The sequence below is a fragment of the Aquiflexum sp. genome, assembly GCF_041749095.1.
In the GTDB taxonomy this organism is placed as follows: Bacteria; Bacteroidota; Bacteroidia; order Cytophagales; family Cyclobacteriaceae; genus Aquiflexum.
Map to the genome: position 1 here is coordinate 49,302 of NZ_JBGTCA010000429.1, position 22,451 is coordinate 71,752.

The 22,451-nt window shown below is 41.1% G+C and carries 19 protein-coding genes and 2 pseudogenes; 11 read left to right on the forward strand and 10 right to left on the reverse strand.

Annotated elements, in window-relative coordinates; genetic code table 11:
* Positions 1–128 precede the first annotated feature (128 nt).
* Together ACEW8O_RS19630 and ACEW8O_RS19635 are read right to left on the reverse strand one after the other, a co-directional pair.
* A complete protein-coding gene (locus tag ACEW8O_RS19630) occupies positions 129–1,649 on the reverse strand; it encodes a M20/M25/M40 family metallo-hydrolase (RefSeq protein WP_373496327.1) in 1,521 nt (506 codons plus the stop codon).
* A gap of 93 nt (positions 1,650–1,742) precedes the next feature.
* Positions 1,743–3,467, reverse strand: a complete 1,725-nt coding sequence (locus ACEW8O_RS19635; RefSeq protein ID WP_373496328.1) for a thiamine pyrophosphate-binding protein — start codon at positions 3,465–3,467, stop codon at positions 1,743–1,745.
* Positions 3,468–3,605: 138 nt separating this feature from the next.
* Here ACEW8O_RS19635 and ACEW8O_RS19640 point away from each other — a divergent pair, with 138 nt between their 5' ends.
* A complete protein-coding gene (locus ACEW8O_RS19640; RefSeq protein ID WP_373496329.1) occupies positions 3,606–5,231 on the forward strand; it encodes a PQQ-dependent sugar dehydrogenase in 1,626 nt (541 codons plus the stop codon).
* A gap of 17 nt (positions 5,232–5,248) precedes the next feature.
* Here ACEW8O_RS19640 and ACEW8O_RS19645 read toward each other — a convergent pair whose 3' ends face one another.
* Positions 5,249–7,960, reverse strand: a complete 2,712-nt coding sequence (locus ACEW8O_RS19645) for a putative LPS assembly protein LptD (RefSeq protein ID WP_373496330.1) — start codon at positions 7,958–7,960, stop codon at positions 5,249–5,251.
* A gap of 116 nt (positions 7,961–8,076) precedes the next feature.
* Between ACEW8O_RS19645 and ACEW8O_RS19650 the strand changes: the two genes are divergently transcribed.
* The 3 genes from ACEW8O_RS19650 (at position 8,077) to ACEW8O_RS19660 (ending at position 11,916) form a co-directional block, all read left to right on the forward strand.
* Entirely contained in the window at positions 8,077–8,877 is an 801-nt protein-coding gene (locus ACEW8O_RS19650; protein WP_373496331.1) for an N-acetylmuramoyl-L-alanine amidase, read from the forward strand.
* 197 nt (positions 8,878–9,074) lie between these two features.
* Positions 9,075–10,706: an acyl-CoA carboxylase subunit beta gene (locus tag ACEW8O_RS19655; protein ID WP_373496332.1), complete on the forward strand. Its 1,632-nt coding sequence runs from the start codon at positions 9,075–9,077 to the stop codon at positions 10,704–10,706.
* Between the two features lie 352 nt (positions 10,707–11,058).
* Positions 11,059–11,916 (forward strand): transglutaminase-like domain-containing protein, encoded by an 858-nt coding sequence (locus ACEW8O_RS19660; protein WP_373496333.1) that lies wholly within the window; start codon positions 11,059–11,061, stop codon positions 11,914–11,916.
* On the opposite strand, the gene ACEW8O_RS19665 is transcribed toward ACEW8O_RS19660, so the two are convergent.
* Complete coding sequence (locus ACEW8O_RS19665; RefSeq protein WP_373496334.1) at positions 11,909–12,493, reverse strand: thioredoxin-like domain-containing protein; 585 nt, start codon at positions 12,491–12,493, stop codon at positions 11,909–11,911. The genes ACEW8O_RS19660 and ACEW8O_RS19665 overlap by 8 nt on opposite strands.
* Positions 12,494–12,539: 46 nt before the next feature.
* Positions 12,540–13,169 carry a 4'-phosphopantetheinyl transferase superfamily protein gene (locus ACEW8O_RS19670; protein ID WP_373496335.1) on the reverse strand — a complete coding sequence of 210 codons (630 nt, stop codon included), beginning with the start codon at positions 13,167–13,169 and terminating at the stop codon, positions 12,540–12,542.
* Between the two features lie 38 nt (positions 13,170–13,207).
* Here ACEW8O_RS19670 and ACEW8O_RS19675 point away from each other — a divergent pair, with 38 nt between their 5' ends.
* The 5 genes from ACEW8O_RS19675 to ACEW8O_RS19695 are packed head-to-tail and all read left to right on the forward strand — an operon-like array spanning position 13,208 to position 16,670.
* Entirely contained in the window at positions 13,208–14,116 is a 909-nt protein-coding gene (locus ACEW8O_RS19675; protein ID WP_373496336.1) for a WD40 repeat domain-containing protein, read from the forward strand.
* Positions 14,117–14,124: 8 nt separating this feature from the next.
* Positions 14,125–14,991: a DivIVA domain-containing protein gene (locus tag ACEW8O_RS19680; protein WP_373496337.1), complete on the forward strand. Its 867-nt coding sequence runs from the start codon at positions 14,125–14,127 to the stop codon at positions 14,989–14,991.
* The gene (gene folB, locus ACEW8O_RS19685) at positions 14,991–15,356 is read left to right on the forward strand and encodes a dihydroneopterin aldolase (protein ID WP_373496338.1); all 366 of its coding nucleotides are present in this window, start codon (positions 14,991–14,993) and stop codon (positions 15,354–15,356) included. The genes ACEW8O_RS19680 and folB overlap by 1 nt, the downstream gene beginning before the upstream one ends.
* The gene (locus tag ACEW8O_RS19690) at positions 15,349–16,212 is read left to right on the forward strand and encodes a ChaN family lipoprotein (protein WP_373496339.1); all 864 of its coding nucleotides are present in this window, start codon (positions 15,349–15,351) and stop codon (positions 16,210–16,212) included. The genes folB and ACEW8O_RS19690 overlap by 8 nt, the downstream gene beginning before the upstream one ends.
* Positions 16,212–16,670 carry a DUF4268 domain-containing protein gene (locus ACEW8O_RS19695; RefSeq protein ID WP_373496340.1) on the forward strand — a complete coding sequence of 153 codons (459 nt, stop codon included), beginning with the start codon at positions 16,212–16,214 and terminating at the stop codon, positions 16,668–16,670. The genes ACEW8O_RS19690 and ACEW8O_RS19695 overlap by 1 nt, the downstream gene beginning before the upstream one ends.
* A 249-nt stretch (positions 16,671–16,919) precedes the next feature.
* Here the strand turns inward: ACEW8O_RS19695 and ACEW8O_RS19700 are convergent, their stop codons facing one another.
* The 5 genes and pseudogenes from ACEW8O_RS19700 to ACEW8O_RS19720 all read right to left on the reverse strand — a co-directional run bounded on the left by ACEW8O_RS19700 (position 16,920) and on the right by ACEW8O_RS19720 (position 20,070).
* Entirely contained in the window at positions 16,920–18,785 is a 1,866-nt protein-coding gene (locus ACEW8O_RS19700) for a DUF5060 domain-containing protein (RefSeq protein WP_373496341.1), read from the reverse strand.
* 95 nt (positions 18,786–18,880) lie between these two features.
* Positions 18,881–19,264, reverse strand: coding sequence for a PIN domain-containing protein (locus ACEW8O_RS19705; RefSeq protein WP_373496342.1), 384 nt, complete (start codon positions 19,262–19,264; stop codon positions 18,881–18,883).
* Positions 19,261–19,467 carry a type II toxin-antitoxin system VapB family antitoxin gene (locus ACEW8O_RS19710; RefSeq protein WP_373496343.1) on the reverse strand — a complete coding sequence of 69 codons (207 nt, stop codon included), beginning with the start codon at positions 19,465–19,467 and terminating at the stop codon, positions 19,261–19,263. The genes ACEW8O_RS19705 and ACEW8O_RS19710 overlap by 4 nt, the downstream gene beginning before the upstream one ends.
* A gap of 92 nt (positions 19,468–19,559) precedes the next feature.
* A pseudogene (locus ACEW8O_RS19715) lies at positions 19,560–19,877 on the reverse strand (type II toxin-antitoxin system PemK/MazF family toxin).
* A 16-nt stretch (positions 19,878–19,893) separates the two neighbouring features.
* The gene (locus ACEW8O_RS19720) at positions 19,894–20,070 is read right to left on the reverse strand and encodes a LysR family transcriptional regulator (RefSeq protein ID WP_373496344.1); all 177 of its coding nucleotides are present in this window, start codon (positions 20,068–20,070) and stop codon (positions 19,894–19,896) included.
* A 292-nt stretch (positions 20,071–20,362) separates the two neighbouring features.
* Here ACEW8O_RS19720 and hutH point away from each other — a divergent pair, with 292 nt between their 5' ends.
* Complete coding sequence (gene hutH / locus ACEW8O_RS19725) at positions 20,363–21,934, forward strand: histidine ammonia-lyase (RefSeq protein WP_373496345.1); 1,572 nt, start codon at positions 20,363–20,365, stop codon at positions 21,932–21,934.
* Positions 21,935–22,065: 131 nt separating this feature from the next.
* Positions 22,066–22,451 (forward strand): annotated as a pseudogene (locus ACEW8O_RS19730) (imidazolonepropionase); the annotation flags it as partial.

The window sequence follows — 22,451 nt, forward strand, 5'->3', positions numbered from 1 at the left end:
GCCTAGCAAGTAACTTAATGTCATTACCATTTCTGAACATTTACAAAACGTTGGGGACTCGAGGTGACAAGGACAAGCCTATCTGTTTTCTTGAATGTATATTAAATCATAGGTATTAATAGCAAACCTTACAGCTCCTGCGTCAAAATCGCCAAAGCCGTCTTGATCCCCTCTTTGTAATTTCCCAATCTGATGTTTTCATTTGGGCCATGTTGGTTGTTGTCTGCATTGACAGTCACCACTGTTACCGCAGGCACATTCAAAGCATCGACAAATGGAGCAATGGGTAAGGATCCTCCACTGATTCTTTTTCTGATAGGATCTTTGCCAAATGCACGGTTCATGGCTTTATTCAACCAAATTCCAGGTTCTGAGTCAAAGGGGGTTCTAAAAGCTTTGTAGGAAATACTGCCTTCCCATTTGACCAATTTTGGGTATTTGGCTCTTTCTTCATCAGTTGGATCATTTTCCAAAATATGGTAGCCTTCATTTTCAATATGCCTTCGAATTAGTGAAAAAAGCCTTTCCGGATCACTTTCAGGCACCAACCTGACATCAATCTCCGCAATGGCATCAGCCGGCACAATGGTCCTGACCTCATCCCCGACCCAGCCTGAAGACAAACCCCTGATATTCAGGGATGGATATTGCAATGATTCCTGATAGGTATTGCCCACTTTATCCGTGCTACCAATTCCCAGCTTAGTTTTAATTTCATTCTCATCATCAGGTACTTGATCCAGGATCTTTTTCTCTTCTTCCGTAATTTTTATCCCATCATAAAAACCTGGAATCGTCACCCTCCCATCATCATCTTTCATTGAGGCCAACAATTGGGACAATCTGAAAGCAGGATTTGGTGCATAGTTTCCATAATGCCCTGAATGCTGTGCGGCTCTTGGACCAAAAACTGTCAGCGTAAATTGTGAAATTCCTCGAGCACCAAAACTCAATGTCGGTTCATTACTCAAATGTCTTGGCCCATCCATGATCAATACCATATCTGCAGCGAGTCTTTCCTTATGTTTTAAAATTGCAGCAGGAAGATGGGGAGAACCTATTTCTTCCTCAAAATCCAAAATCACTTTCACATTGTAATTGGGCATTTTTCCGTTTTCTATCATGGCATCCCAAGCGGTCAGAAACATAGCCAAAGGGCCTTTATCATCCGAGGAAGAACGTGCAAAAATCCGCCATTCAGGATCATAAGAATTTTGAAGGGTTTCCATAGGAATGATCTCCCACTTGTCTGAGGCATTTTGTTTTTTCAAAACAGGCTTGTAAGGATCTTCCTGTTCCCAACGCTTTCTATCCACAGGCTGACCGTCTATATGGAAATAAAAAAGCACGGTTTTTTTGGCCTTAGGAACTGTCCTTTCTCCCAAAAGCATTGGAAACCCTTCGGTTCCTAATCTTTCTGTTTTCCATTGCCTTTTGGTGAAATTTTCCTCACACCATTCTATATTGGCCACCAACTGTGTCGGGTCATTGGAATCATTGGGCATGGATAAGATACTGTTGAGGATTTCTATGCCGTTTTGAAAGTGCTTATCCGTCACCTCATCAAGATTGATGGGTTTTTTACTCTGGGCAAAACCAAGGAACGGTGAACATAAAAGAAATCCTACGAGGTATAGTGTATTTTTCATATCTGGAAATAGATGGAATAGATGATATGGAAAAGATAAGTCAAAGTGGCTATTAAAAAAAACGGATTTATTTGAAGTAGGTGATATTGAATTTCAAACTGAAATAGACCCCTTTCTAAAATCGGTTTTTCCAATCACATCATTGATCAAAAAGGCTTTTCCTTGCAGGTTACAATCCTTGGCTTTTTGGACTGATTTTACAAATGCATCTATAGACTCCACTCTTTCCCCTTTCGCCCCAAATGCATAAGGAATTTTATCATAATCAGATGTTTCCAACATCACTGCACAATCAGACCCCAAAAATTCCACCTGATCCCGTGCAATTTGCGTCCAGCAGGCATCATTTCCGATCAGGGCTGTAATGCCCAATCCATGTCTTTGGAAGGTATCAAATTCCATCAGAGAATATCCGGCACTGCCATCACCATACAAAATCCAAATGGGTCTGTCCGGATAAACCAAAGCTGCTGCCATCGCAAATCCCGCACCAACACCCAAGGTACCATATGCCCCGGGATCCAACCATGACAGAGGTTGCCTTGCTTTCAGAACATAAGATGCAGTCGCAACAAAATCACCTCCATCTGCCACCAAAACAGTATTATCATCCAATAGAATTTCTAATTCTGACAACAACTGAACCGGATTCAAGCCTTCGGTTTTTTCATTGGATTGACTCTTGATTTCTATATCCCGCTTTTCGTCCCTTTCCAATAGATGTGCCAACCATTCCTGAGGATTGACTTTTGTTTTGGAAGCAAGTTCAATCAAAAAATCACAGGGATCACCTTGAATAGGAAGACTGGGTTTTTTATTGAGGAAAAGGTCTGTTTTGCTTCGATTGATGGAGATGAATTTCCTACCACCGATATGGTTTCCGTAATCCAAGCGAAAATCATTCGGGACACCTGCAAGGATGATAAGGTCAGCTTCTTTGATGGCTTCTTTTCGTTTGTGGCGAATGTGTAACATGCCGTTTCTGCCCAGAAGGCCCCGCCCTGTTCCACTGAGGTACAATGGAATTCCCAAATTATCTAAAGAAGCTGCCAGTCTATCGGATTTTTCAGGTTGAAGCATCGCGCCACTTCCCAAAATCATCAAAGGTCTTTTGGCCTTTTTGATCATGTTCATTGCTTTATCCAAATCAGTGGTTTTGTAATTGGGAAAAGTTGGTTTGGGGGGATTCGAATTAAAAACTGTTTTCTCCGAGTCTTTAAATAGCTTACTGGCATGCCTTTGTATATACCACTGAATGACTTTATCCTTTAAGGATTTGGAGCTTTTACTGCTTTTAGTCCCATACCACTCCTTTACCATCTCCTCGGGGTAAAGTGTATCAATGGGGCATTCGATAAAAACCGGGCCGGGCACTCCTTCCTGTGCAACCTGAAAAGCCCTCTCCAATGTTGGGCCAATTTCTTTAACTTTTTTGATGGATACAGCCCATTTGACGATAGGCTTCATAATGCTCAATTGATCAATGTCCTGTAAAGCACCCCTGCCCTTTAACATAGTTGCAGCAGCACCTCCCAACAAAATTAAAGGGGATTGGGCCATTTGGGCATTTTTAATGGCTGTGACAGTATTGGTCAATCCTGGACCAGCTGTCACCGCCACCACTCCTGGTTTCCCTGTAAGCCTTCCAATTCCATCAGCGGCAAATACCGCCGTAGCTTCATTTCGGGTGTCTATGACTTTTATTCCCAGCTTTTCTGCTCCAACAAAAATCGGTGAGATATGGCCACCACATAGCGTAAAAAGGATTTTTACTCCATGATTTCTGAGTACTTGGGCTATGATTTCTCCTCCGTTCATAAACTATATTAATGAGGTTTGATTTAAGATCAATTACTGAAAATTGATGCTTGTTAAGTTAAAAAAATTAAGTTGTTGATCCCAAGATGATTAAAAGGAAAAAAGGAATAAATTTATAAACCACTAACAAAATCACCAATGGCAAGACATAAAAAACTTCTCAAAAAGTTTGTTTTCACAAGATTGCAGTCCCTATCATTAGTAGTTTTGCTTCTACTTTTCTCAAATTGCGATTCCAAAAAAACCAACCGCTCCTACTCGCAATTCATCGAGCCCGATATCCCTGTTTACGGGCCATATACAGCCATCAAGTTGCCCATTAAAAATGGAGTTGTAATTTCTAATCCCCTCCAGGTTTCTCTTGGACCCGGCGGATTAATATTTGCCTCAAATCAAACGGGTGAAATCTACACCCTGAGGGATACTGATGAAGATGGGATCGAGGACACAGCACTTCTATATTGCAATGTCAGTGATTTTGGGTTAAGGTCTCCGGCCGGCTTTGCTTACAGGGGTGACACCGTTTATATAGGAACTGCCCAACAGATCAGGGTTTTCATTGATTTGGATAATGATGGTAAAGCTGATACAAGTTGGGTGTATTTTGATGATATCCCGGAAAGCGGTCATCCCTATGAATGGTCTACCGGATTGGAATTCGGGCCGGATGGCAGTCTATATTTGGCCTTGGCGACTGATTCATGGAATGCTGCACCTTCCCCTGACCCAAAAGGATACCGTGGGTCAATATTGAAAATTTCCCCTGACGGTAAGGAAGTAAAAGTTGTCGCAACAGGAATCCGTTCCGTTTATGGAATGAAGTTCAATCCCCACGGAGACCTGTTTTTTACGGACAATGAGGGAGGAGGCAATCCAACTGAAGAGTTGAATATTTTGGTCAGTGATAGTTATTATGGACACAATCCCAGAAAGTATAAATTTGACAAGGCAATTGATCCCATATTTTCATTACAAACTGAGATAGCACCTTCTGGAATGGTATTCAATCCAAATGATAATGATTTCGGTGGTTCAGCCGGAAATCTATTCATAGCCTATTATGGCCCGGGTGAAAGATGGACTCGAGGTGCTATAGGGCGACTGGAAATTGAGCCATCCGGCAATGGGGAATATATTTTTCGGGAATACCCTATAGCAGAAATACCCAAGCTCTCAGGATTGGCCTTTGGAAAGGATGGGAGCTTGTATGTTTCCCAACATGGAAAAGCAGATTATTGGTATAATGCGATTTACGAAAACGAGGGTGCTTTTTATAAACTTATCCATGATCCTTCCGCAAAATATCTACCAATGGAATCAAGATTGGAAAAAGCTAAGGACTATTCGGCCAGCTCAGTTGAAATGGGCAAACAATTATATGCTGAATATGCCTGCCTTGCCTGTCATTCCGTGGACGGGACCACCGAACTATTAGGACCAAATCTAAAGGATGTTGGTATAAGATTTTCAAGAGAAGAAATTCTGTATGAAATCGAAAACCCCTCCCAAATCATCAAGCCCAGTATGAAGGGAGTAAAAATCACAAAAAATAATGGACAGGTAATGGTAGGCAGAATAGTCAATTCAAATGAAAATGATATTTCAATGATGTTGGTAGGAAACAATGTGGTAAAAATAAACCGTGATGAAATAATGGCAATACAAGATGAGGAAAAATCATTGATGTATGAAGGCCTTACCAGATCCCTTTCTGAAATACAGGTCAATGCCTTGCTGGATTATTTGATGAGTCTAAATGATTAAATAGTCAGGAACCACTCCTACCTATCAAAGAAACTCCTTCTCCTGGACACCTTCAAATCCTGCAAAATCGATGATTTCACACGGATGTCAAGGTTATAGGAAGTGAACCTCCCAAATGGAATCCAGCTTACATTCATCTGCCAACAGTGAAGGTCCCTGGCAATTCCTATCATACTCTGGGTCAACTGGGCAGTGATAAAATCATATCCTCCACTGAAATTGATTTTCCACTTGTCAGAAATACTCAGATCACCGTTGATATTGATGGCGGTGGTAATGTTGGAGGGTCTTCCCGGCTGATTGTTATAGGCGATGTTATAGCCAAAACCCAAATTCCATGGAATTTCCCAATCAATATATTGAGTAGGGTCGTTGATGACTCTGTTGATTTCATCCTCGACAAATTCATTCAATTGCCCACCTTGCTGCAAAAAGTCATTAGTCATATCTTCTCTCATTTCTCCGGCAGATTTGCTTGCACCTCTGGGATTTAGACTTCCGTTGACGTTCATTTGGATACTTCTGACGGTTCCGGCGCCCTGCCCTGATTGCCATGCATAGCGGTTAAGTCTTCGAGCGGTTACTGCACCCGTTTCTGGATTAGTCCGGACCAACTCGGCATATGGGTCGAGGTTACCGGAAAGGTTTATCGACAACTTGTCTTCAAAAAATGAAGTTCTTGTATTGAAATTGATCTGCGACAATTGGAATGAGTCAGCAGCAAAATTGTAATTGGTTGAGATGTTCAATGACTGCAATAAAGGAATTTTCTTGGTAGTTGCTTCTTCATCGTCATCTTGTTTTTTTAGTTTTGCTTCCACTACATTTCGGATACTTAAGCTAAGCGCCCTGGATTCCCCAAGTGGTGCACCTTGGAATATAAAACCCTGATGTCTGGAAAAAAACTGTGTCCTGCCACTTTCATCTACCTGCACCTGTTGGTAATACCCAAAGACTGATTTAGAGAAATCAGGATTGAAATTAAAACCAAAAGAGGGCTGCATGTGATGCCTGATAGCTTCAATTTTTTTGCTTCTTTTGAAATTGTAAAAACCATATACGTTAGTGTTCATGTTGAAGGAAGTATTGTAAAAACTGACCCGGTTGAATCCATTTTCCAAAATCCTGTCAACCCGCCGTTCAACCGGGTTATAAAAGAAATTGATTTTTTCGGTGTACCATAGCTCTGTATAATTCATCGAGGCGGTTCCTGTGAAATACTTGAAAAGGGTAAAGTTGGAAGTAAGGGGGATTGTATTTCTGGCACCATTATCTGCTTCTCTAAGTAATTGGGGAAGGTTGGCCAAATTAAAAGGAATGATATTCTGATCCGTACTGATTCCCTGTCCTTGCTGCAGCACTTCATTTTGGACACCAAATGGAGGGGTAATCCTGTTATTGATTGAATTCTGCATGTTAAAGTTCCAGGCAATATTTAAGGTCTTCAAAGGCTCGAATTTGACATTTTGAAATGGGTTCTGCCGGTTCATGTTGACTGCAATGTCAGGCAAAATCAAATTGACCTCATCCGTCTGCACATTTTGGGAATGCCTCAGGTTAGCCGACATACTAAATGGTGTACCTGTAAATGTCTTGCTATAGGATACGTTGGAAGAAAATTCCGAATTGACATTCTGTACAAAACTGTTGGGATTGACCACCACGTTATTGTAATTGGTGGTACCAGCATTGACAGAGGCCGAGAAACGTGAATTGCCCCTAGACTCGGGACTATGTTGCCAATTGACCCAAATGGTATTATAATCCACAGGATTCAGCTCGGTTTCAGGGCTTTTAAACCTTTGGTAATCAATATTAAAGCCCCCGTTATACCTATATCGCTTTTTATAAATAGTCGCGGCTTTGCCCCCATATCCACCATTTGTGAAAATATCCCCTGTCACCCGGGTATGTACATAATCATTGAAAGCAAAATAATACCCAAAGTTTCTGAGAAAAAAGCCCCTTATCTGTTCTTGACCATAAGAAGGAAAGACTATACCTGAAGCTTTTTCATCAGGAGTATCGGGGATAATTCCAAATGGCAATCCAACCGGAAGAGGAATATCGTTGAAATACATATTAAATGGTCCCGTCACCACCTGTTTGCCCCGGATAGACTTGATTTTGTTTGCGCTGATATGCCAGTGTGGTTCTGCCAAATTGCAGGTAGTATAATAACCATGGTCCATATAAATACTACCGTCCTGGTCTTTTTTAATGGTCTGTCCGCGCAAGAGACCATCTTGCTGTTCTGTGACCACATCTTTGATAATGGCCTTTTGGGTTTTGAAATTATACCGCATTTCTTTGCGGATCTCATAAGTTGATTCACCTTCCTTAAAAACCGGATTGCCAGCTATGTTTCCCAAAGTATCTGCAACCCCTGAAGCAAACAACTCGCTTTTTTCCCAATCAATGATAATCAGGTCTGCATCCAAACGGATATTACCATATTCAAACCAAGCTTCTTTATGCAGATATACTTTATTGGCCACAAAGTCAGTTATTATACTGTCTTCACCGTAATAATTGATGGTAGTCTGAATATCACTCTTGGGAGCCACCTGGGTAGTGTCAGTCTTTGGGATGGTGTCTCTGGACAAAATGGCAAGAGAATCCAAAGAAGGCATCAATAATTCGGGACGGTTCAGCAAAGTATCAGGGGCAATAATTCTTTGCTCCACATTTGTTTGGCTCCTTATTTGTGAAAAGCTAAATTGGGGCATAACCCAAAGTAGAATAAAGACAATCAAATGGAACCGGTTATTCCGCACTTAATAATATTGATTTGTTCAAAAATTTATGAAATTTGCTCGGGCAAAGTTAATAGGATTCAATACGCATGAAACGATTCAAAGTTAAAAATATTCTCTTATTTTCATTGTTGACCATATCCATGCTATTTGCCGGATTTGTGCCAACAGGATCTAGGGCTCCGGAATTCAAACTAAGACGCATTGTAATTGATGCAGGCCATGGTGGCAAAGACCCCGGGACGGTTGGAAACATATCCCGCGAAAAAGATGTGGCCCTCAAAGTCGCGCTTCAGGTCGGGAAATACGTGGAAGAGTTGCTTCCCGGGGTGGAAGTAATTTATACCCGAAAGTCTGATGTTTTTATTGATCTGAAAGAAAGGTCAAATATTGCCAACAGAAATAAGGCTGACCTTTTTATTTCCATTCATTGTAATGCGGCGTCAAACAAATCTGCCTATGGAACAGAAACTTTTGTCATGGGTACCAAAAACTTTGAAGCTAATTTTGATATTGTAAAAAGAGAGAATTCGGTAATAACCCTTGAGGACAACTATGAGGAAAATTATGAAGGATTTGACCCCAAGTCACCGGAATCCTACATGATGTTCAATCTGACGCAAAAAGCTTTTCTTTCCAATAGCATCTCCCTAGCTTCCAAAGTGGAAACTGATTTTGTGACCAGGGTCAACCGTTCAAGCCGTGGAGTAAAACAGGCTCCTTTTTATGTGCTTTGGACTACAAGTATGCCTTCAGTGCTGATTGAACTGGGCTTTTTATCGCATCCCGCCGAAGAGCGCTTCCTCAATAGCAAAGATGGACAGACTTATTTGGCCTCAGCCATCTACCGCTCTATCAAGGCTTATAAAGAGGAAATTGAGGAGTTGTAGGAGTTCAAATGATGAATTCATGCATGACTTAGGTCCCGATTCATACCATGACTTGGAGCGCCAATTCATGCCATGACTCAAAGTCATGGCATGAATATTTTAAAGAGTCTAAGCATGAATATTAACCTCACCAATTTGATTCTTCTGGGTTAATTCAGTTATTTTAGCTTTCCGAAAAACTAAACCCAAAAGACTTTATGGATATCGAATTCAACAGAAACGAAGACCAACTTAAGCAACAACTTTATCAACTTCAGAAAAAACTTGAGCAGGTAAAACTTGGCGGCGGAAAGTCTAAGATTGAAAAAGAACATGCAAAAGGAAAACTTACAGCGAGGGAAAGAATCGACTATTTAACCGATCCTGAGACTGAGTTTTTGGAAATCGGAGCTTTTGCAGCCGATGGAATGTACGGGGAAGAAGGGGGATGCCCATCTGCAGGAGTTGTCACAGGAATAGGCTATGTTTCCGGTAGGATGTGCGTGATTCTTGCCAATGATGCGACTGTAAAAGCCGGGGCATGGTTTCCAATGACAGCCAAAAAGAACATGAGGGCACAGGAAATCGCCATGGAAAACAGATTGCCAATCATCTATCTGGTGGACAGTGCCGGCGTATTTCTTCCCATGCAAAACAAGATTTTTCCGGACAAAGAGCATTTTGGAAGACAGTTTAGAAACAACGCCAAGATGTCTGCCATGGGCATTGTACAGGTTGCTGCTATCATGGGAAGCTGTGTGGCGGGTGGGGCATATCTTCCCATCATGTCCGATGAAGCCATGATAGTTGATAAGACAGGCTCTATTTTTCTGGCCGGATCTTATTTGGTGAAAGCTGCCATTGGAGAATCTGTGGACAATGAAACACTTGGAGGCGCAACCACACACTGCGAAATCTCCGGTGTCACAGACAATAAGTATGAAAATGATCAGGAATGTTTGGACGCCATCAGAAAGATTTTTGATAAAATTGGTGCCTTTGATAAAGCCGGTTTTGACAGGGCAGAACCCAAAATACCTGGAAAGAACGAATCAGAACTCTATGGCATATTCCCCTCGGACAGGGTAAAACCTTATGACATGATTGAAGTAATCAAGGGATTGGTGGATAATTCGGAGGTTGATGAATACAAACAGGATTATGGCAAAACCCTGATCTGTGCCACTGCCCGGATTGATGGCTGGGCTGTAGGAATTGTCGCCAATCAGCGTAAAATCGTGAAAGCCAAAAAAGGTGAAATGCAGATGGGCGGGGTCATCTATTCCGACTCAGCCGATAAAGCTGCAAGGTTTATCATGAACTGTAACCAAAGAAAAATACCGTTGGTGTTTCTACAGGATGTATCAGGCTTTATGGTCGGCAGCAAAGCAGAACACGGCGGCATTATCAAAGACGGTGCAAAAATGGTCAATGCGATGGCAAATTCAGTTGTGCCGAAATTCACCATTATTTTGGGCAATTCTTATGGTGCCGGCAACTATGCCATGTGCGGAAAAGCCTACGACCCAAGATTGATCTATAGCTGGCCCACTGCCCAAATGGCCGTGATGAGCGGATCCTCTGCTGCCAAAACCCTATTGCAGATCAAAGTTGCCTCGCTCAAAAAATCCGGCAAAGAAAAAATCACCCCCGAAGAAGAGGAACAATTACTCAATGAAATAACTGACAAATACAATGAAGAACTCAGTCCATATTATGCGGCGGCAAGACTTTGGGTTGATGGAGTCATTGATCCATTGGAAACCAGAAAAGTCATCAGCATGGGAATTGAAGCTGCCAATCATGCGCCGATTACGGAAAGGTTTAATGTGGGGGTGATTCAGACTTGAGATTTTAGATTTGGGATTTTAGATTTTAGATTTAGTAAAGGTGGTGCGTCATTGCGAGGAGCACTTGGGAAACTTTGATATTTTGAATAGTCCTTCGTGCGACGTGGCAATCTCTTTAGATGAAGGAGAAGGGATGAAGGGTGAAGGATGAGGGGACGTCATTCTGAATGTAGATTTTGATATGTTTGTATCTTAGGGAAAGCTTTCAGCGAAATGAAGAATCTCCTGTGGAACTTTATAAACTTGAAGGTTAATGTAAAATGTCGGACTTCCGTCAAAAAATAGAATGTAGTTTCCTTACAGGGCATCAACTGATCATAAAATTTAATAAATTGGAGTGACGATTCAGACTATGGACCATCTCAGCGAAAATGAACTTCATGCTTTGGTTTCCCTTTTGGATGATACTGACAGGGAGGTAAAGATTCATGTAAGAGATAGGATTATTTCTTTGGGACATGAGGTGATTCCTTTTTTGGAAAAAAAATGGGAGAACAGTTTCAATCCTGAAATACAAAAAGAAATTGAAGAATTGGTCCATGACTTACAATTTTTCCAACTTAAGGAAAGATTGATTGATTGGAGGGATTCCCCTGAACAGGATTTGTTGACAGGATTATGGATCATCAATACTTATCAATATCCTGATCTGGAATTTGAAAAAATCAATGCTGAAATGCATCAGATTTATTTTGAAGTATGGACGGCCTTTAAAAACGATCTTTTGCCCTACGAACAAGTCCGCATCATCAATGGCGTCCTGTTCAACAATTTAAAATTTTCGGCAAATACCAAAAATTTCCACTCTCCGGGAAACAGCATGCTGAGCAATGTACTGGACACAAAAAAAGGCAATCCGATCAGTCTATGTGCAATCTATCTGTTAGTGGCCAAAAAATTGGGACTTCCTATTTATGGCGTCAATCTTCCCAATCTTTTTGTGTTGACCTATAAATCTGCCGATGCCACTTTTTACATCAATGCATTCAACAAAGGACTTATTTTTTCAAAGAAAGATATCCATAATTACCTGGACCACTTAAAAATTGATCCATTGGAAGTATTCTTCGAACCATGTACCAACAAAGACATCATTGTCCGTACATTAAGAAATCTTTCAGTTGCTTTTGAAAAACTTGGAGAGGCCGAAAAAGTAGATGAAGTCAGGGAGTTGCTGGGAATTGTTGAAAATCAGACCCTGCCTAATTGATCAATTTTACATTACAACCCACTGCCCTGCTTGAGGAAGGACTTGGGTTTCTCTTATTTTGTATCGCGCCAAGTGCACTTTCCAGATATTTCATATTTGCATTCGCCTCCATCTGTGGGTTATTGTCTATGGCTCCCCTGTAGGAAACCGCATAGCCGGTAGGGCTTGGTGTAATAACGACTACCTCAGGTAATTTGGTGATACCAAACTGTTTTGTGACCAATTGAGCATTATCATCCAAAAAAGGAAACTTGAGGCTTTTCTCTTCTACTCTTTGTTTCATCATCGCCGTATTTTCCTCCTCCTCAATTCCTGAATGCGGATTGATCATGGCAAATACAAAACCATCCGAACTGAATGAGCTTTGCAGGGCAATGATCCTATCCTCGTAAAGTTTGGAAAAAGGACAATTTAAACTGGTAAACACCAAGACTATTGCCTTCGAATTTTTATGCATATCCAATTCAAATACCTGACCGGATACTGCATCTTTCAACTGAAAGTTAGCCACCCTCTGGGAAAACCCGAGAGATACAGTTACAATCAAGAGCAGGATAGAAAGAAAGATTTGCTTCATATTTTGGGTTTTTATGCTTGATAAAGTAAATATAAGTACAAAGTCCTTACCAAATGGTGTAAGTCAGCACGATATCATTTTCTATTTCCACTTTTACTTTATAAAAATGATCGGAAAATTCAGGGTGCCGCATCCTTCCCTCAATCACCATATCCATTAATGAAAATGGGGAAAGCAGGATATTATGCTTAAAGCTGATACCTTTTTTTCCCTGACATTTAAAAATGGATTCTTTTGCAGACCAGGCAATGGTGTTAATTAAAGGGTCTGTTCCCAAAAAATCCATTTCTGATTCATCCAGAAATTTTGGGCCCAAGCGCACTACTTTTTCCCTGACATAATCCATATCAATACCAACAGGCATTTCTTTGTGGAAAATTGCTGCGGCCAAACCTTTGGTATGGGTCAATGAAACATGCCCAAACCCGTCAGCAGGATGGGATTTTCCATGCTCATCTTTGACGAAGCCCGGATAGGGTAAAGAAATACATTCCATAGCAGATTTGAGGGCGATCCGGGCACTTTTCCATTCCAGTTTTTTTTCGGGGTGGGAAATATTAGCGTAGGCCAATTTCTCTCTATAGCTTAAAAAATCCACACCATTTTGCGGGACATCCTGAATATTCTTTATGGCCAAAGCTGATAAAGGACTTATTTTTTCTATTTTTGTTTGCATAGAGCCTTTTGAGGACGAATTGATAATCACCGCAAAATATGATAAAAATCCAAGTAAATAAACTCCATACTTTATCCGGACATAATGATTGCGTGTATGCCTTGGTGGAAGCACCTGATCCGCAATATTTTTTTACAGGTTCCGGTGATGGAATGGTGGTCTTATGGGACTTGGAAAATCCGGAAAACGGTAAACTGATGGCAAAGGTCAACCACTCTGTATATGCCCTTGAGGTGGATAAAATGCGGAATTTATTGATTGTCGGCCATAATTTTGAAGGTATCCACGTGATCGATCTGGAAAGTAGTAATGAACTTTGGTCTATCAACCTGACCAACCAATCCATTTTTGATATCAAAGTTGTAGGTAATGATATGTTTGTCGCTACAGGAGATGGTTTGATCATTGTTTTGGATATTGAAAAAAGGGCAATCAAGAAACATCTGAAAATATCGGGCAAAAGTGTCAGGATATTGGCCATCAATCCCGAAAACCATACCCTGGCTGCCGGATTGAGTGACCATAGTGTCAAAATATTTGATCTGATCACTTATGAACCAATCCAAATCCTTAAATCCCATACCAATTCAGTTTTTGCGCTTGCTTTTGATCCTAATTCCAAAATCCTGATTTCCGCTGGCAGAGATGCCCATTTGAAAATCTGGGATACCAATACCTATACATTAAAAGAATCCATTGTTGCCCACATGTATGCAATTAATTACCTGGCCTTCCGGGAAGATGGCCGATATTTTGTAACTTGTAGCATGGACAAGTCTATCAAGGTTTGGGATGCAGAATCTTATAAGCTCCTTAAAGTAATCGATAAAGCCAGGTATGCGGGGCATGGCACTTCCATCAACAAAGTGATTTGGAGCAGTTACAAGCAAGATATTATTTCAATCAGTGATGACCGAAAAATTTCCATTTGGAATTTAGAAATTTAAAAAAAAACATGAAAATTACTTCTAAAGAAATCAGCGAAAAGACTTTTGAAAAAAACTTCAGAGGCTACGATAAAGATGAGGTCACCGCATTTTTGAATATACTTTCCGGAGAGTGGGACAAAATTATGGCTGAAAAAGCTGACCTGGAAAAACGGTTGGAAAGCACTGAAAAAGAAGCCAACAAATTAAAACAGGTGGAAGAATCTTTGTTCCGGACACTTAAGACTGCAGAAGACACAGGCGCTGCTATAATTGAAGAAGCCAATATTGCTGCTGAGGATATCCTGAGCGAGGCCCATCAAAATGCCGGAAGTATGCTGAATGAGGCACAGAATCAATCCAAAAACCTCGTTGAATCTGCCGAAGCCAAAGGCAGGGAAATCATGGATAGTCTCAAAGGTGAGGTAAATTCACTCGTGTCAGGTTTTGAAACACTCTTGAAACAAAGGGACATGTTAATCAAAAACCTAAAATCCCTTTCCGAAGGAATTGAGGACACCATCTCTGTTTCAGAAGATTCCATAAAAAAAGTAAATATCCGGATCCATTCTGATTTGGTAGATGAACTTTCCAAAGCCAATGCCTTTAGCATGGCCAATATCCTTGAATATCAAAAAGAAGAAGAAATGGTTTCTAAAACTATTGATTCCGGGAATGAAGAAGATGAAATACAACAGGACTCTGAGACCCAAACAGAAGAAGACAACAATAAACCTATTGCTGAGTCAAATGAAACTGAAGTTGAAGATTCTTTAGAGGATGTAAAAGGAAAAACTTCAAGTGAAATTGAAGATGAGGAAATCCAAGAAGAACCAAAGGAAGAATCTAAAAGCAAATCCAATAAAGGAGGGTCATTTTTTGATCAATTAGATTAATGGGAAAAGTATCTCTGGAAGGAATAGAATTCCATGCGTATCATGGGGTTTTCAAAGAAGAAAACAAACTGGGAAACAGGTTCACAGTAGATATCCATGTAGAAACTGATTTCCGAAAAGCCATGCTGGATGATGACCTCAAATCCACAGTGGATTATGCGAAAATCTACCGGATTGCCAAATCCCACATGCAGGAACCTGTGAAGCTTCTTGAGCATTTGGCACATCTGATGATCCAGGATATATTACAAGCCTATCCCGAATCCAAACAAATCACAATTATCATCAAAAAACATAACCCTGCTTTGGGCGGGGTGGTCAATTATTCTGTTGTGACGGTCAAATACCCCGAAGACTATGAATAAAAATCTATTGATTTCCTTCTCCTTTTTTTTGTTGACAACAAGTCTTTTTTCTCAAACCCAAGCTTTCAAAATCTTCAATACAGATGGCAACGAAGTGCGGTTCGAATCCTTGGTTCAGATTGCAGGACAGCATGAGGTTTTCTTTTTTGGCGAACTCCATAACAACAGTATCGCTCATTGGCTTCAATTACAGATGCTCAAACAATTACATGCAAATGGCAAAGATGTCGTTTTGGCAGGGGAGTTTTTTGAAAGGGATGACCAACTCAATATTGAGGAATGGTTTGCCGGGAAAATGACCGACAAAACTTTTGAAACGGAATCGAAGCTTTGGAATAACTATATTCTTGATTACAAGCCATTGATGTTATATGCCAAAAATAACAGCATCCCATTTATAGGTTCGAATATCCCAAGAAAATATGCCTCATTGGTCAGCAGACAGGGCTTGGCTGCTTTGGACAGTCTCAGTGAAGAAGCGAAAAAATTTATTGCGCCGCTACCTATCGAAGTGGACAAATCCTTGCCGGGATATGTAGCCATGAAGGATATGATGCATGGTTCAGGTATGAATGTGGATTTTATGGTAGAGGCCCAAGCTGTGAAAGATGCCACCATGGCTTTTTCATTGTTTTACCATTTGGGTAAAGGGAAAAACATCCTTCATATCAATGGTTCACATCATAGCAATAATTATGAAGGCATTATTTGGTATCTCAAAAAGCACAACCCCGATACACGTATTTTGACGATCAATACCGTTGAACAGGAAAATATCCACAGCTTGGAAGAAAAGACGAAAGGTACCGCTGACTTTATTATCATCTTGCCATCTGACAGCCCAAAAAGTTACTGATGTATTCCCGGGCTGAATCTACAAAAATCCGAAAAGAATTTTGGACGACATTTGGCCAATATATGAAGCCTGTCCCCTCTGCAACCGGGTACAGGGTCCGTTGGCAGAACTACAAAACAGGAGTTCGTGATATTTACTTTAGGATGAAGGCAGAACGGGATTATGCATCCATAGGAATAGAAATCGCCCATCATGATGAAGAATTGCAACAACTCTATTTCGAGCAGTTTTTTGAATTCAAAAAGCTGTTGGAAAATGAATTGGGTGAAGCATGGGACTGGTGTTTGCTGGAAAATGATGAATACGGAAACAAAATTTCCAGGATCCAAAAAGTCAAACAGAACCTGAATGTCATGGAAAAAAACAACTGGCCGGATATCATTTCCTTTTTAAAACCAAGGATAATTGCCTTGGATGCCTTTTGGGCCAATATCAAGCCGGGCTTTGAGGATCTATGAACCTTTGAGGTCTTTTTCTGACCTCGAAGGTTTTTCTATTAGAAAGAGATCAAAGTAAAAACCAATTAAAACTTAATTTTTATCACATGGTCCATGTAGATCACATAGTAAGAAGAACTATGTGCTCTATCTGTCTATGGGGTAAATTCAGCTCATAGAGGTTAAAATCACTGGAATTCATGCCATGACTTTGAGTCATGGCATGAATAAGTCTTAGTTTTAATTGAGAATCTAAGGGGTTTATTCAGGCTAATCATTGTTTCTGGAGATCAACACAGCCCAATCAGCATTAATATCAACCGGAGGGTTTCCGATATTTTGTATTTTCCCGGCAGAAATGGTTTTAATCGTACCGGGTTGGAGACTACCCCCAATACGTGGGTTGTACCATTGCACTGTATATTCGCCAATTTCATCACTAAGGTCAATGCATGTACTTCCACCATTGGGAAAATAAACCGTATAAATCTGACCTTTTTCTGCAAAACAAAAATTAACCTTATCACCACCTATAATTTCATCTGCCGGCTGCATTTTCCAAAAGGGAAGGTATTCATGGAAAAAAGTAAGTGCATGGCGGGTAAAATCCCAAACCTGATCACGTGATCGCCAATCTTCACTTCCCAGGTCATTGTTGTGGTTTTCGTATCCAAAATACCACTCGGTTCCACCGCCCCCTGCCATAAGGTTTGCCCAAAGGACATGTGCCCTTACTTTGTCCTGATTATTATCATCCTCCCTATCATCTGGATCAACTCCCCTGCTGGCCGGGCCAATTTCATCAATATTTACCACCCATTGCTTTCCTGCTTCCTTTGATTCAGAGACCCATTTCAAAGTCTCTTTGTGGATATCCATCACATTTCCAATCTGTAAGGAGGGTCCGTCCAGGTATTTGAAGCCAAGCAGCTCATTTAAGATGGGATGTCTGAATTCAGATGCCGAATGCGTATGCAGCACAATAAAATTCTTGTAGGGATCATTCGTTTTGATATATTCAATCATATCTTTTCTCTGCCTATCGTTTTGGGCTTCTGGGGTGAAATTGGCATAACCGTTCTCCTCTCCCATGTTCCAGGTCACAGCGAGGTGATGTGAAAAGCGGGCAATCAATTCCCTATAATACAGTTTTCTCAAAGGACCGGTATCCCCATCATCGAGCAACAATTCATTTTCTGTTTCCTGGGTGACAATATGGAGCATCAATCCCAGTTGATCCATATGGCTGAAGACAGTTTCCCATTGGTCGAGCTTACTGCAATCAAAGCGCTCTCTTTCTTCATAATCGGTGTAGGGCCAGACATCCTCCCCGTCTCCATTTATATTTAGAGTAAGAAAATACACAGAATTCATTCCTTTCGAGGCCAGGTAATTTAGCGCACCAATCATCGCTTTTCCTTTCCCATCCTTCCAAGTGGGATCTCCTTCCTGCCAATCGTTTTTATGAGGTCCGTATTTGTGTAATTCGGTTTTGGGTGCGGCTTCCCCATCTTTGCGCTCTGTAGGGCCAACATGCCTGGTACCGTCAAAGTCCACATAAGCCAAAAAGTTTTCAGGGGAATCCGCCCCACCTTTCAGGTAGTAAACCCCTGTTCCGGCAAACCTCAAGTATCTTTCACCTACATATTGAAGTCTTCCCTTTGCCCTAAAATCCCTACCGGTCTTATCACTTGATGTTATATCAAAAGAACCCTTTTCCCCATCAAAGGCCAGTCCTTGACCGGAAGAAGGATCGTCACTGATGGCAATCATTTCACCTTGTCGGAAGGAAGCAGCATATTCCCATGTACCCACTTTATTGGGCACAAACTTAACCCGCCATTTATTCCCGGAAGTTGCACTCGTCTCCCCTGCATTGCCATCTGCTGCATAGTACCCAGGTATTTCAAATTTCTCCTCACCATTGGTAAAGGTTACCAACAGCCTATAGTTTGTAAATGGATTCAACGCTGCCATTTCATCACTCGATGGGCCATCAAAAGTCAATGTAATAGTATGCCATTGTTTTAGTTCTCCTGTAATTTCCGTGTTTTTGGAATTGTCAGATTCACTACAGGATGAGATTGTCAATAACAGAAGAATATAGGATAGCAAAAGAGGATAGGGGTTTTTCATGGATTTTTTTTGGTATTCGGTATACATTTCTTACCTCCAAGATAGGATTTAAATTTTAAAAAACATTTAATATAAATCTTCAGATTTTTAAACTTTTAAATCCTAAACATAAAATCATAACCTATTACACTCCTTATCTTTTTATCCAAAGTCCAAAGTTGAAGTTGGTTTTTTCTCACAGCATGAATGATCACTGCATCTATCAAGCCAACTCCCTCATTGATCAAATTAAGTTCATTGGAAAGCATTCCTGCCTCAATAATCAGAAGTGGCCCATCGATCAATGGAACATTTGAAACGAAATCCATGATCATACTAATTTCCTTTTTGCCTTTGGCTCCCTGAAATAACTCTGCAAAAATCAGCTCTAAGCTCCAAACTCTTCCGTTTTCCAAGAGTTCTTGGCAAATTGAAAAGTACTCCGGATTCCCTCTTAAATATTCAATCCATATTGAGGTATCAAGAACAACTCCTTTCATTTTCTATTCAACTCACGCAATTCTTGGGAGGTATATTTAAATTCCAAAGGTTCACTCAATATCATGTTACCCAATTCTTTTATTTTTCGGGATCGGATGTAAGTGTGTAAAGCAATTTTTAAGGTTTCGGTGATGGTTTCTGCATTAGAAAGCTCCATCGCTTCTGCTATCAAATCATCAGGTATGATTGCTGTAACTTTCATGATTTCATTTTTTTTATAAATATACGATAGCTTATCGTATAAAGATAAAAAAGTTTTGCGGGAAAGGTTGTCAATTCATCCTTTACATAGGACTAGATCAACTCCAAAACCATTGCCAAACAAACTTTCACATCAGCCATTTCAGCTTCAGTTAAGGCTCCAATTTTCTTCACTAACCTTTTCTCCGAAAGGCTTTTGACCTGAAAGCAATCTGCCAAAGAGATCTTTGATAGGCCATTTTATTGACTTGGGGAAAGTTTGGCCATCCAGGTTTGTTGCTGTTTCAATCCATCCGTAATAGGAACTACCACTTTCAGAGGCAAAACTCCCAAGGCATCTGAATTGACAATGATGGCAGGTCTGGTCTTTTTGATTTCTTGACCGACCTGTGATTCAAGTTGACCATTCAAACTTGCCCTGCAGCTGTCAGTTCGACCCTTCTCTTGGTCCGTTCAAAAACTGCACATCCAATATCTCCTCCATCTGTTTGATCTGTCGGCTAAGATCGGGTTGGGAAATGAACAAGCGCTCGGCCGCCCTACCAAAGTTCAGTTCTTCGGCAACGGCACGGAAGTATTCAAGGTGTAGGAGTTCAATTGTCATAATGGTTCCCGCAAAGTCGCAGAGACGCAAAGAAATAAAGGTAGATTCCTTTACAATCCTGTTCTAGTCAAAATAATAGTCTTAAAATAAATTACTTGTGTTGACCAAAGTCCATCCTTTAAGGTCACAAATTGTGACATTAAAGGATGGACCTCATTTTGTTCTTCATTCGTTACTTGTTTCATTGATATTATTAGTATTTATACTTATCAATCACAACAGCTATTTTTGTATTATAATCTCTCGCAATCTTTGCGCCTTTGCGTCTTAGCGGGAGACAAAAACTATGATTATGAAGAAAACCTTCCATTACGGCCAAGAACACCTCACCGCTTCCATTGCCCTTGGAATCGCCAGGGGTGAAATTCAGGGATTTCTAACCGAGGAAAGCAGAGAGAAAGTACGAGCCAGTGCAAAAGCTGTTGAAAATATAGTCGCCAATGGTAAACCCGTCTATGGTATCAATACCGGTTTTGGGCCTTTGTGTACCACGATGATCTCACCCGACCAAACCCAAAAGCTTCAGGAGAATATTCTCAAAAGCCATGCTGTCGGATTGGGTGAACCCATTCCTAGAGAAATCGCAAAACTGATGATGATTCTCAAGCTGCATGCTTTGGCAAAAGGTTATTCTGGAATTCAAGAACAGACTTTGGATAGGATCATGTGGCACATTGAGCATGATGTGATTCCAGTCGTACCCAAACAAGGTTCGGTAGGTGCCTCAGGTGACCTTGCGCCCCTCTCCCATTTGTTTATCCCATTGATCGGTTTAGGAAAAGTGCATTATCAGGGAAAAACCCTCACTACTGCTGAAGCATTGCAGCAACATCAGTTGGAACCTATTCACCTTGGTCCCAAAGAAGGTTTGGCATTGATCAATGGTACTCAGTTTATGTCAGCTTTCGGGGTTAAGGTCCTTGATAGGTTTTACAATATCCTTGCCCATGCCGACATCACCGGTGCCATGATGTTAGAGGGGTTGCTCGGTTCGATCAAACCGTTTTCCGCCGAACTCCACCAACTCCGTCCTTATGCCGGGAATCAACATGTAGCCCAGACCATCCTCAACCTGCTCCATGAATCCGAAATTGTAAACTCCCATGCGACATGTGCAAGAGTTCAGGATCCGTATTCCTTGCGCTGTATGCCGCAAGTGCATGGCGCTTCCAGAAATGCCTGGCTGCATTTAAAACAAGTCTTGGAAATAGAAATCAATTCCGTCACCGACAACCCAGTAGTTTTCGATGAAAACCATACCATCAGTGGAGGTAATTTCCATGGGCAACCCATAGCCATGCCTTTGGATTATGCCTGTCTGGCTGCTTCCGAGATTGGCAATATTTCAGACCGAAGGATTTACCTCTCCTTGGAAGGAGATACTCCCGGAGTACCTAAATTACTCTTGAAAGAGACCGGGCTTAATTCGGGTTTTATGATTCCTCAGTACACCACAGCCGCTTTGGCAAGTGAAAACAAAGGGCTTTGCTTCCCTTCTTCCGCCGACAGCATCCCAACATCCCTTGGTCAGGAAGACCATGTAAGTATGGGAAGTATTGGAGCCAGAAAAGCCATTCAAGTAATAGAAAATGTGGAAAAAATCCTCGGGGTAGAACTATACTGTGCAGCCCAAGCTGTGGATTTCCACGCTCCTTTGAAGTCAGGAAAAATCATGACAGCCCTATACGAACATGTGCGCACCAAAATCAAACATGTTACCGAAGATCAGATTATGTATGAAGATATGGAAACCGCTATTGAGATTATCCGAAGTGGGGAATTGCTTATCTTAGCCAGAGAAGTTGCTGAGAAAGAGGGATTGCAGCTTGAGACTCCTTGGTCGGGGAAGTTTGATAGGTTTTAGTTAGTTCATTAGTTCAAGTCTTCAGACTTGGACTATATTAGCAGCAGTCTTCAGACTGCATACCAGCCAGTCTGAAGACTGGTAATAATCCGGTCCAAGACTAAGTCTTGAACCAACCAAACCAAAATACCATGCCAACCATAAAACACACCTTCATCGGTCCCATCCGCCAAGCCGTCACCATGTCAAGCCTCCCTCTCAAAGGAGCCTTGAAAGACGAGCAATTAGAAGTGATTTCCGAAGCAGGAATCCTGATCAAAAATGACAAAATCCATCAAATTGGAAGTTATTGGGATATATTTCCGGAAGCCCAGTCTATCGGTGCTGAAATGGTGACCTTAAAGGGAGACTTTGTAGCCCTTCCGGGTTTGATTGACTGCCATACACATATCTGTTTTGGTGGCAGCCGTGCGCAGGATTATGCGTTACGCAATGCCGGTAAAACCTACCTTGAAATCGCCAAGTCCGGTGGCGGGATTTGGAACACTGTAACAAAAACCCGAAAAGCCAGTTTGGA

Excerpts from the sequence above, each read along its gene's own strand:
- ACEW8O_RS19630 (WP_373496327.1), bottom strand. The coding sequence starts at position 1,649 with ATGAAAAATACACTATACCTCGTAGGATTTCTTTTATGTTCACCGTTC.
- ACEW8O_RS19635 (WP_373496328.1), bottom strand. The coding sequence starts at position 3,467 with ATGAACGGAGGAGAAATCATAGCCCAAGTACTCAGAAATCATGGAGTA.
- ACEW8O_RS19640 (WP_373496329.1), top strand. The coding sequence starts at position 3,606 with ATGGCAAGACATAAAAAACTTCTCAAAAAGTTTGTTTTCACAAGATTG.
- ACEW8O_RS19645 (WP_373496330.1), bottom strand. The coding sequence starts at position 7,960 with ATGCCCCAATTTAGCTTTTCACAAATAAGGAGCCAAACAAATGTGGAG.
- ACEW8O_RS19650 (WP_373496331.1), top strand. The coding sequence starts at position 8,077 with ATGAAACGATTCAAAGTTAAAAATATTCTCTTATTTTCATTGTTGACC.
- ACEW8O_RS19655 (WP_373496332.1), top strand. The coding sequence starts at position 9,075 with ATGGATATCGAATTCAACAGAAACGAAGACCAACTTAAGCAACAACTT.
- ACEW8O_RS19660 (WP_373496333.1), top strand. The coding sequence starts at position 11,059 with ATGGACCATCTCAGCGAAAATGAACTTCATGCTTTGGTTTCCCTTTTG.
- ACEW8O_RS19665 (WP_373496334.1), bottom strand. The coding sequence starts at position 12,493 with ATGAAGCAAATCTTTCTTTCTATCCTGCTCTTGATTGTAACTGTATCT.
- ACEW8O_RS19670 (WP_373496335.1), bottom strand. The coding sequence starts at position 13,169 with ATGCAAACAAAAATAGAAAAAATAAGTCCTTTATCAGCTTTGGCCATA.
- ACEW8O_RS19675 (WP_373496336.1), top strand. The coding sequence starts at position 13,208 with ATGATAAAAATCCAAGTAAATAAACTCCATACTTTATCCGGACATAAT.
- ACEW8O_RS19680 (WP_373496337.1), top strand. The coding sequence starts at position 14,125 with ATGAAAATTACTTCTAAAGAAATCAGCGAAAAGACTTTTGAAAAAAAC.
- folB (WP_373496338.1), top strand. The coding sequence starts at position 14,991 with ATGGGAAAAGTATCTCTGGAAGGAATAGAATTCCATGCGTATCATGGG.
- ACEW8O_RS19690 (WP_373496339.1), top strand. The coding sequence starts at position 15,349 with ATGAATAAAAATCTATTGATTTCCTTCTCCTTTTTTTTGTTGACAACA.
- ACEW8O_RS19695 (WP_373496340.1), top strand. The coding sequence starts at position 16,212 with ATGTATTCCCGGGCTGAATCTACAAAAATCCGAAAAGAATTTTGGACG.
- ACEW8O_RS19700 (WP_373496341.1), bottom strand. The coding sequence starts at position 18,785 with ATGAAAAACCCCTATCCTCTTTTGCTATCCTATATTCTTCTGTTATTG.
- ACEW8O_RS19705 (WP_373496342.1), bottom strand. The coding sequence starts at position 19,264 with ATGAAAGGAGTTGTTCTTGATACCTCAATATGGATTGAATATTTAAGA.
- ACEW8O_RS19710 (WP_373496343.1), bottom strand. The coding sequence starts at position 19,467 with ATGAAAGTTACAGCAATCATACCTGATGATTTGATAGCAGAAGCGATG.
- ACEW8O_RS19720 (WP_373496344.1), bottom strand. The coding sequence starts at position 20,070 with ATGACAATTGAACTCCTACACCTTGAATACTTCCGTGCCGTTGCCGAA.
- hutH (WP_373496345.1), top strand. The coding sequence starts at position 20,363 with ATGAAGAAAACCTTCCATTACGGCCAAGAACACCTCACCGCTTCCATT.